Below are 7,855 nucleotides of genomic sequence, written 5' to 3'. Positions count from 1 at the left end.
GGGGGCGCCCTGTTCGCCGCGCCCGAGGCTGTAGCTCAGCAAACCTGTTCCTGTCTTGCGCCCGTGCCGGCGTCCGCAGACGCGATAGGTCGTCTTACGCAGGTCCGGGGTAATGTGCAGATGTCCCAGGCCGGCGGCTATGCAGGGGTGGATGCCGAGGCGCCGGTGTATGCGGGCGCGCGCATCATGACCGGGGCGCAGGCGTCTGCTTCGCTGGCTATCGGAGCCAATTGCGCGCTCGATATTCCAGCCAATGCCACCGTCAAGGTCGACCCTATCGAAGGCGGCATGTGCGTTTCGCTTGAGACACCGTCTGCGACGATCGTACCCGCCAGCTCAGAACCTGGCATGCTGCCGGTTCTCTTGGGCGGCGCCGCCGTCGGTGGTGCCGCCGCCCTTATTATCGGCCTGCAGGATGACGACGACGCGGTCAGCCGATAGGCGGGATACGACCCCCGCTGTTTTGCGTAAATTTGTCAAATGCGTCATTCGCCTTCATGCGGGTGACGCGTTTCTATTTTGTCGAGGCGAAGCTTTGCCTCCTCTCAACCAGAAACGCCAATGATCGACCTGCATTCACATATCCTGCCCGGTCTCGATGACGGTTCTCCTGACTTGGCCATGTCGCTGGAGATGGCACGGCTGGCAGTGGCCGACGGTACAACGCATATGGCATGTACGCCGCATGTAATGCCTGGGGTTTATGAGAACGCCACGCCAAAGATTGCCGGGGCTGTTCAGGCGTTAGAACTGGAGCTTCATCGCGCTGCCATACCGCTTACCGTATATGTTGGCGCTGATGTTCATCTCGCGCCTGATCTCCCCGATCGATTGAGGCTTGGTACGGTGCCGACTCTGAACGGATCCCGCTATTTCCTGTTCGAACCGCCACATCACATTTTGCCTCCGCGGCTCGAAGACTTCGCCGCCCGTCTCATAGGGGCCGGCTTCGTGCCGATCCTCACTCATCCAGAGCGGTTGACTTGGATCAAGGCGAATTACGACGTCATCGAGAGGTTGAATACGCTAGGCTGCCTTATTCAGCTCACGGCTGATTCTGTGACGGGGGCCTTTGGACGTACGGCGCTCTACTACTCGGAGAAGCTGCTGGATGAGGGCAGGGTGGATATTGTCGCCTCCGACACCCACGGCGCCAGCCGGCGGCGGCCAGGGCTTTCGCAGGCGGTTGTCGCCATCGCGAACCGGTGTGGGGAAGATGAGGCTTACAACATGGCAGTGAAACGCCCGGACGCGATATTGCAAAATCGGCCGCTCGTGCCCATCGGAAAGCAAAGCCCGAGAAAATCGGGGGGCAGCAGTGCGGGGCGGTTTGGCGGATTGGGCCGGTTGTTTAAGAGCGGGGCTCTTTGATGGGCATTTTCGATCTCGCAAGAAGTCATGCGGGCACCGTGCCCGCTTTGCTCGCATCGCTAGCAATATCTGCCTGCGCAAGCACTTCGTCGACATCGACGTCCTCCACCAGTTCTGTCGATGCGCTGCAGCCGACGGCGTCTTCATCGGCGCTCTCTGGCGGTGGTACGCTGCAGGTGGTCAAGGATCTCCCGCCGCCGCAGAATACCCAGAACGGCAGCGAGCAGCCTCTGTCTGCCAACGATGTGCTCGAGGTCAGTGTGTTTCAGGTCGATAATTTGAACAGAACAGTTCAGGTCGACGCGGGCGGACAGATTTCGCTTCCGCTGATTGGGACCATGACTGCAGCCGGCAAGACCGTTCGTCAGCTCGAGAAGGAAATCGAGACTGCCTACGGTGAAAAGTACTTGCAGTCGCCTGACGTGACGATTTTCGTCAAGGAGTCGATTGGCCAGCGCATCACGGTCGATGGTGAAGTCAACAAGGCCGGCATTTATCCGGTGTCCAGCAGCGCTTCCTTGCTCGACGCGATCGCCCTTGCCGGAGGGTTCAATCCGGTCGGTGATGCCGGCAAGGTCTTCGTCTATCGCAATGTCGGCCAAAACAAGCTGGTCGCAAATTACAATGTCGAGGAAATCCGCGCCGGCAAGAACCGCAACCCGCGCATCTATGGCGGCGACGTGGTCGTCGTTTTTGCTTCGAAGTCGAAAATCGCGATGAACAATTTGAAGGATGCGCTGGGCCTCGCCTCCAGCGCTGCCCGCATTGCGGTCATTCCGTAGACACGGACAACCCCAGGATCACCTCGCGCATGCTCGATCGCAACAGGCAGCCCCAACTTGCCGGACCCGGACATGGCCAGGCCCTGTCCGCGGACTCCTATTACGACGTGCCGCAAAACTACGGTCCCTATGGTCGCGACTATGCGGGCCAGGATGAGGGGTTCAACCCGCTCAAGCTGCTTTTATACATCGTCCAGTATCGCTGGCTGATCGTCATGATGGCGGCGGCCGGGCTCGTTGCCGGCGTCATCGTGACGATGATGCAGACACCAAAATACCTGGCGACGACGCAGCTCGAAGTTCTGGTGCCTTCGGCGAAAGTGTTTCAGGACATTGAGGTCGTTTCCGAAAACAGCGACGTCCGGGCCTTCCTGACCGCTCGGGAGAAGCTGAAGAGCCGGGCATTGGCTCAGCGCGTGGTGTTCCAGCTTGGGCTTAGCGAAAAACCGGATTTTCTGTTTCCGACGCCGAGCTTTTCCCCGAGCAATATTGTCTACCGTGCGTTCGGGATGTCCAAGTCACCCTCCATTGAGGAGAAAACGCCTGAAGAGCGCGAGGCAATTGCGATCAAGCGCATCCAGGAAGATCTGACGGTCAATCTGGTCACCAATACGAGCCTGCTATCGATCACCTTCGTCGATCAAAAGCCGAAATATGCAAGCGACGTTGCCAATCAGGTCGCGCAGAGCTTTATCGATCAACGTCTCGATCAGACCAGCGAGACCTCTGATCTGGCACGGCAGTTCATCCAGGAACAGGTTTTGCAGGTGAAGCAAAAGCTGCAGACCTCCGAAGAGGAACTGGTCACCTATGCAAAAGATGCCGGCATCACGGTTACCGGCGATGACAAATCGCTGATCGGCTCCAACATCGAAGCCCTGAACACCGCCCTGGCCACTGCAATCCAGGAGCGTCTTGATGCGGGGCGGGTGGTCGATCAGATAGAAAAAGGCCGCGGGTCGAGCCTCGGTCCGGTTCTGGAAAGCGAAGGTCTGCAGAAGCTTAGCGAAAAGCTGGCGGATCTGACCAGCCAATATCAGCAGAAATTGGGCATCCTGAAGCCCGGTTTTCCGGAAATGCAGCAATTGCAATCGCAGATCAAGGAACTCCAGCGAATCTACAACAACGGCGTGCTGGCGATAACCGATTCGTTGCGGCTGAAATATCAGGAAGCACAGAACAAGGAAGCCGATCTCAAGTCCAAGCTCGCGGAGATGGAGAGGCAGCAGGTCGTCTTCAACGACAAGAATATCAAATACACGATCCTGAAGCGCGAGGTCGACTCCAACCGGTCGCAGTATGACAGCCTTATCGCCAAGCTGAATGAAGTCGGCGTCAGCTCGGAGCTCAAGACGCAAAGCGCTGCGATAGTCGATTTCGCTTCGCTGCCCACAGCCCCCTATTCTCCACGTCTGAGCATCAACCTTGCAGTCGCTCTCGCGCTTTTCATGGCCCTGGCTGCATCGATCATCTACATCATCGAGTTGCTGAACAACACTTTCACCAACCCGGAGCAGATCGAGAAAGAGCTGGGGCTGGCGATGCTCGGCATCCTGCCGCTTGTCGGTGACCGCGAACTCATAGCCAGCATCGCCGATCAAAAATCCGGGCTCTCCGAGGCCTATCGTTCGCTGCGGACATCGCTGCAGTTCTCCGGTGCGGAGGGCGCGCCGCGATCGCTGCTGGTGACCAGTTCGGAACCGTCGGAAGGCAAGTCGACCACGTCGTTCAAGCTTGGCCAGGATTTCGCGGCACTCGGCGCAAGGGTTCTGCTTGTCGACGGCGATCTCCGCAAACCCAACCTGCACCGGCTGTTCGGCCTCGACAATGCGATCGGGTTGAGCAACCTGCTGACTAATACCGTTCGCAAGGACGATCTGCCGGGCATTTTCAGACCGACGAAATACCCTAATGTCACCGTGCTGACGTCCGGAACGATTCCGCCGAATCCGGCCGACCTGCTCTCGTCGCCGAAGATGGCGTTGATCTTGACCAATCTCGGCAAACGCTTCGATCTGGTCATCATCGACGCCCCGCCGGTCGTCGGTCTTTCCGATGCACCAATCCTCAGCCGGCTTGCCGAAGGCACATTGATGGTCGTTTCGACCAATCAGGTCACACGCAAGTCAGCCAAAACGGCACTCAAGCGTCTGCGCTCAGCCGGTGCGAACGTGATCGGAGCGGCGATGTCGAAATTCACGGTCAACAAGTTCGATTACAATTACGCCTATAAATACATGAACTATCAGTACTACGACTATGGCGCGAGTACCCCGAAAATTGAGGGCAAAGTCGATGACGGAGCAGGCGAGCCCGCTCACGCGAAATCTCCGGCGTTCAGGCGTTTGGTTCGTCGCCTCCGTTCTGGTGTTGGCGGTTTCGTCGATAGGGCTAAGTCGGCTTCTTGAGTCGGAAACGCCGGCCGTCTCGCTTGCGCTCGATCCGTTGAATATAGATGCCTTGATAGGCGAAATTGCCGGTCGGCTGAGCGAAACAGGCGACGGTGTTGATCTCGACGTCTTGGCAGCAAAGGCGAGGGGCGCGCTTCGTTTCAACGTCGCGGACGCCCGGCTCTACAGCCTGATAGGCGAGATTGAGTATCGACAAGGCGAGAAAGACGAGGCTTTTGAACTCTTCGACCAGGCTCGAAAGCTGTCCAAGACTGAAATCCATTCGCTTCAGAGATCGATCGATCGCTCGATCGAGATGGGCGACCTGTCAAAGGCCGTCGCCGAGATCGACACGTTGCTGCGCCGGTGGCCGGACACATTTCCAGTCATTGCGGCGGGCTTGCCGGCTATTCTTGCAAACCCGGACGGATATCAGGCTGTCCTGGCAGCCTTAAGGATCGAGGCACCGTGGAGGTCCAATCTTTTCTCCGCCCTTGGTAAGGATCCGCGGGGCCTGCGCGTCGCAAATCAACTGTTGCTGGACCTTACCGGATCGAGCTCACAACCGACGTCGAAGGAATTGTCTGCCGTAATCAACGGGTACATCCGGCAGAAGGAATACGAGGCGGCCTATCGGCTGTTCCTGTTCAGTATGACCGATCAGGAGCGGACACTGGCCGGATACATCTTCAACGGCGGCTTTGAACAGATCCTCAGCGACAAGCCATTCGACTGGCAGGTTCGCGACCGCTCCGGTCTGGAAATTACCTTTGCCGGGGCGCGCGACGTCGGCGAAAGCGATAGCGGAGCGACTGTCCGGTTTCTGAATACGCCGGTGAAGAACGCCGCGCTCCAGCAATATGTCGAACTGCCTCCCGGCTCCTACAGGATTTCCCTGATCGCCTCCGCGAGAAACCTGAAGCTGCCCAAGCAGTTGTTCTGGTCCATCAGATGCGCGGATCCGGCGGGAGAAATAGCTCGGTTCAACATTCCGGAGGGCACATTCAATCGGCGGCAGTTGAGTCTGGATTTCGCGATCGGACCAGGCGCGTGTCCCATGCAAGTGTTGCGGCTGGAAACAGCTGCCATCGCTGAGAGCTGGCGATTTCGATACGTTGGCACGTTGGTCATGCACAAATTGAGCATCGAAAGAGTTTCATCTTGAGAGAGCGGTCAGCCCGGTCCACGGAATGGGAAAAATATCTGCTTGGGTCGGTTCTTTTCCTGTCAGTGCTGATTGGCGGCGGCACCGCGAGCGGTCTCTACACCGAGGCGGTGATCGAGGTGGCGGCGATTGTCGCGGCCGCGGCCATCTTTTCAAGGCCGTCTGAGCACGGCATCCCTCGCTCGGCCCTGTGGTTGCTTGCTCTGGGCCTTGCCGTGTTCTGTTTCCAAATCGTGCCGTTGCCCGCCGCCCTGTTGAGCGGATTGCGGCCTGAGGTTTTACTTGCAAATCCATGGCTGAGCGGTGAAACCGGGCTGCGTTTCGTCAGTGTCGGCGTGGGACGCACGATCGAGTGTCTGTTGTACTTCGTGGCGATGGCTGCATTCTTTCTGAGCGTCACCCGCTTGCGCCCAGATCAGGTCTACGGCCTCCTGCCCTTCTTTTTGATGGGTGTCATCTGTAACGGATTGGCTGCGGCGATCCAGTATTCGCTCTCCGATACGGTTGCCATACAGGGTTTGCTGCCGTTCACGATCAATGCGGGACTGTTTGCCAACCAGAACCACTTTTCAGCTTTGCTCTTCGTCTCCATCCCCTTCGTCGTCTACTACGGCCTGTTTCGCGGGCACCTTCTGTCCGGGTCGCTCGGTTTGATAACGCTGCTGCTGCTGCTTCTGGCCGCCGGTTCGCGCGCCGGTATTCTGATAGGGCTGGCGATCACCATAATATCGGTCGTCTTTCTGTCCGCGCGCTCGAGGCTGGGCGGGTATGGAATACCCGCTGTCTTCATCGGACTTTCGCTCTACACGATCGGGGCGTGGACGAAGATCGATGCGGAAGTGGTTGACCCGGCCTTTGGACGGGCCGAATTTGCACGCACCACGATCGCGGGAATTGAAGAGAACTGGGCGACGGGCGTCGGCTTTGGGAGTTTTCCGAAAGTCTACCAGATTTACGAAAAGGGGGAGATGATCTTCAAGCCCTACGTCAATCACGCCCACAATGATTATCTGGAATTGGCGCTTGAAGGTGGCGCGCCTGTTGTCTTTCTGGTCGCGGCCTACTCGATATTGCTTTTTGCGTTTTCCCTGGCGGCACGGCGAGATCCGCTGCAGAAAATGGCGTTTCTCTCAGTATCGTTTCTGCTCGTTCATTCCCTGGTCGATTATCCCATGCGAACGGCGGCGCTTGCGATGACTTTCGCCTATATGAATGGCATCATCTTTCACAAGGGATTCGCTGGGCGGTTAAGCCAGAGAGGCGAGTCGACCGAGGCCCATGATGACAATCTGCTTGTTCCCGTCAGGCCGGCTCTGGCAAGACGATAGCAATGCGTCGCCTGGAATTGGCGATGGATTGGCGCTGGATCGTGACCCAGACGTTTGCCGAACGCCGAGATTGACAAGCCATTGCATGGAACCTAAGCACGGTCGGCTGGGGCCGGGGGGTTCAGGCATGTCAAGGAGAGCTTCTTGAAAGGAATTATCCTTGCTGGAGGCAGTGGAACGCGTCTTTATCCACTAACATTAGCAGTCTCTAAGCAAATTCTGCCGATATACGACAAGCCGATGATCTATTATCCGCTGAGCGTTCTGATGCTCGCGGGTATCCGTGAAATTCTGATCATTTCGACGCCGCGTGACCTGCCCGTTTTTCGCGATCTGCTTGGCGATGGATCGGAGTTCGGCCTCGACCTGTCCTATGCCGAGCAACCGCAGCCCAACGGGCTGGCGGAGGCCTTCATCATCGGCCGCAATTTCATCGGCAAGGACAACGTGTCGATGATCCTCGGCGACAACATCTATTTCGGCGACGGGCTGTCGCAGCTTTGCCGCGACGCTGCCTCGCGCGAAAAGGGCGCTTCGGTGTTCGCCTATCATGTCGAGGATCCCCAGCGTTATGGCGTGGTTTCCTTCGACAAGGCCACGGGAACGGCGCTGACGATCGAGGAAAAGCCGCAGGTGCCGAAATCCAACTGGGCGGTCACCGGTCTTTACTTCTATGACAACGACGTCGTCGACATCGCCCCTGCCATCCGTCCCTCGGCGCGTGGCGAACTCGAGATCACGGCGGTCAACAACGTCTACCTCGAGCGCGGCCAGTTGCATGTGCATCGGTTGGGGCGCGGCTATGCCTGGCCCGACACC

At 58.0% G+C, this 7,855-nt stretch carries 8 protein-coding genes; 7 read left to right on the top strand and 1 reads right to left on the bottom strand.

Features of this window, described 5'->3' with window-relative positions; all coding sequences use genetic code 11:
• Together EN939_RS12970 and EN939_RS12965 are read left to right on the top strand one after the other, a co-directional pair.
• On the top strand, nt 1–441 hold a 441-nt coding region (locus tag EN939_RS12970; RefSeq protein WP_206528284.1), incomplete at its 5' end, for a hypothetical protein.
• Nucleotides 442–561: 120 nt separating this feature from the next.
• Entirely contained in the window at nt 562–1,371 is an 810-nt protein-coding gene (locus EN939_RS12965) for a tyrosine-protein phosphatase (RefSeq protein ID WP_127268327.1), read from the top strand.
• Nucleotides 1,372–1,396: 25 nt separating this feature from the next.
• Here EN939_RS12965 and EN939_RS39045 read toward each other — a convergent pair whose 3' ends face one another.
• A complete protein-coding gene (locus tag EN939_RS39045) occupies nt 1,397–1,555 on the bottom strand; it encodes a hypothetical protein (protein WP_164752261.1) in 159 nt (52 codons plus the stop codon).
• Here EN939_RS39045 and EN939_RS12960 point away from each other — a divergent pair.
• The 5 genes from EN939_RS12960 to rfbA all read left to right on the top strand — a co-directional run.
• Nucleotides 1,548–2,153 carry a polysaccharide biosynthesis/export family protein gene (locus EN939_RS12960; RefSeq protein ID WP_224696614.1) on the top strand — a complete coding sequence of 202 codons (606 nt, stop codon included), beginning with the start codon at nt 1,548–1,550 and terminating at the stop codon, nt 2,151–2,153. The genes EN939_RS39045 and EN939_RS12960 overlap by 8 nt on opposite strands.
• A gap of 29 nt (nt 2,154–2,182) precedes the next feature.
• The gene (locus EN939_RS12955) at nt 2,183–4,561 is read left to right on the top strand and encodes a GumC family protein (RefSeq protein ID WP_127268326.1); all 2,379 of its coding nucleotides are present in this window, start codon (nt 2,183–2,185) and stop codon (nt 4,559–4,561) included.
• Nucleotides 4,521–5,708 carry a hypothetical protein gene (locus tag EN939_RS12950; RefSeq protein ID WP_245456755.1) on the top strand — a complete coding sequence of 396 codons (1,188 nt, stop codon included), beginning with the start codon at nt 4,521–4,523 and terminating at the stop codon, nt 5,706–5,708. The genes EN939_RS12955 and EN939_RS12950 overlap by 41 nt, the downstream gene beginning before the upstream one ends.
• Nucleotides 5,705–7,036 (top strand): O-antigen ligase family protein, encoded by a 1,332-nt coding sequence (locus tag EN939_RS12945; protein WP_127268324.1) that lies wholly within the window; start codon nt 5,705–5,707, stop codon nt 7,034–7,036. The genes EN939_RS12950 and EN939_RS12945 overlap by 4 nt, the downstream gene beginning before the upstream one ends.
• A 144-nt stretch (nt 7,037–7,180) precedes the next feature.
• Nucleotides 7,181–7,855 (top strand): glucose-1-phosphate thymidylyltransferase RfbA (rfbA, locus tag EN939_RS12940; RefSeq protein WP_127268323.1); only part of this gene is annotated, 675 nt, incomplete at its 3' end.

It is taken from the genome of Mesorhizobium sp. M7A.F.Ca.CA.002.05.1.1 (assembly GCF_003998335.1).
Lineage (GTDB): Bacteria > Pseudomonadota > Alphaproteobacteria > Rhizobiales > Rhizobiaceae > Mesorhizobium.
Note: the sequence above shows the minus strand (reverse complement) of the source record. Positions and strands in the feature narration are given on the sequence as shown.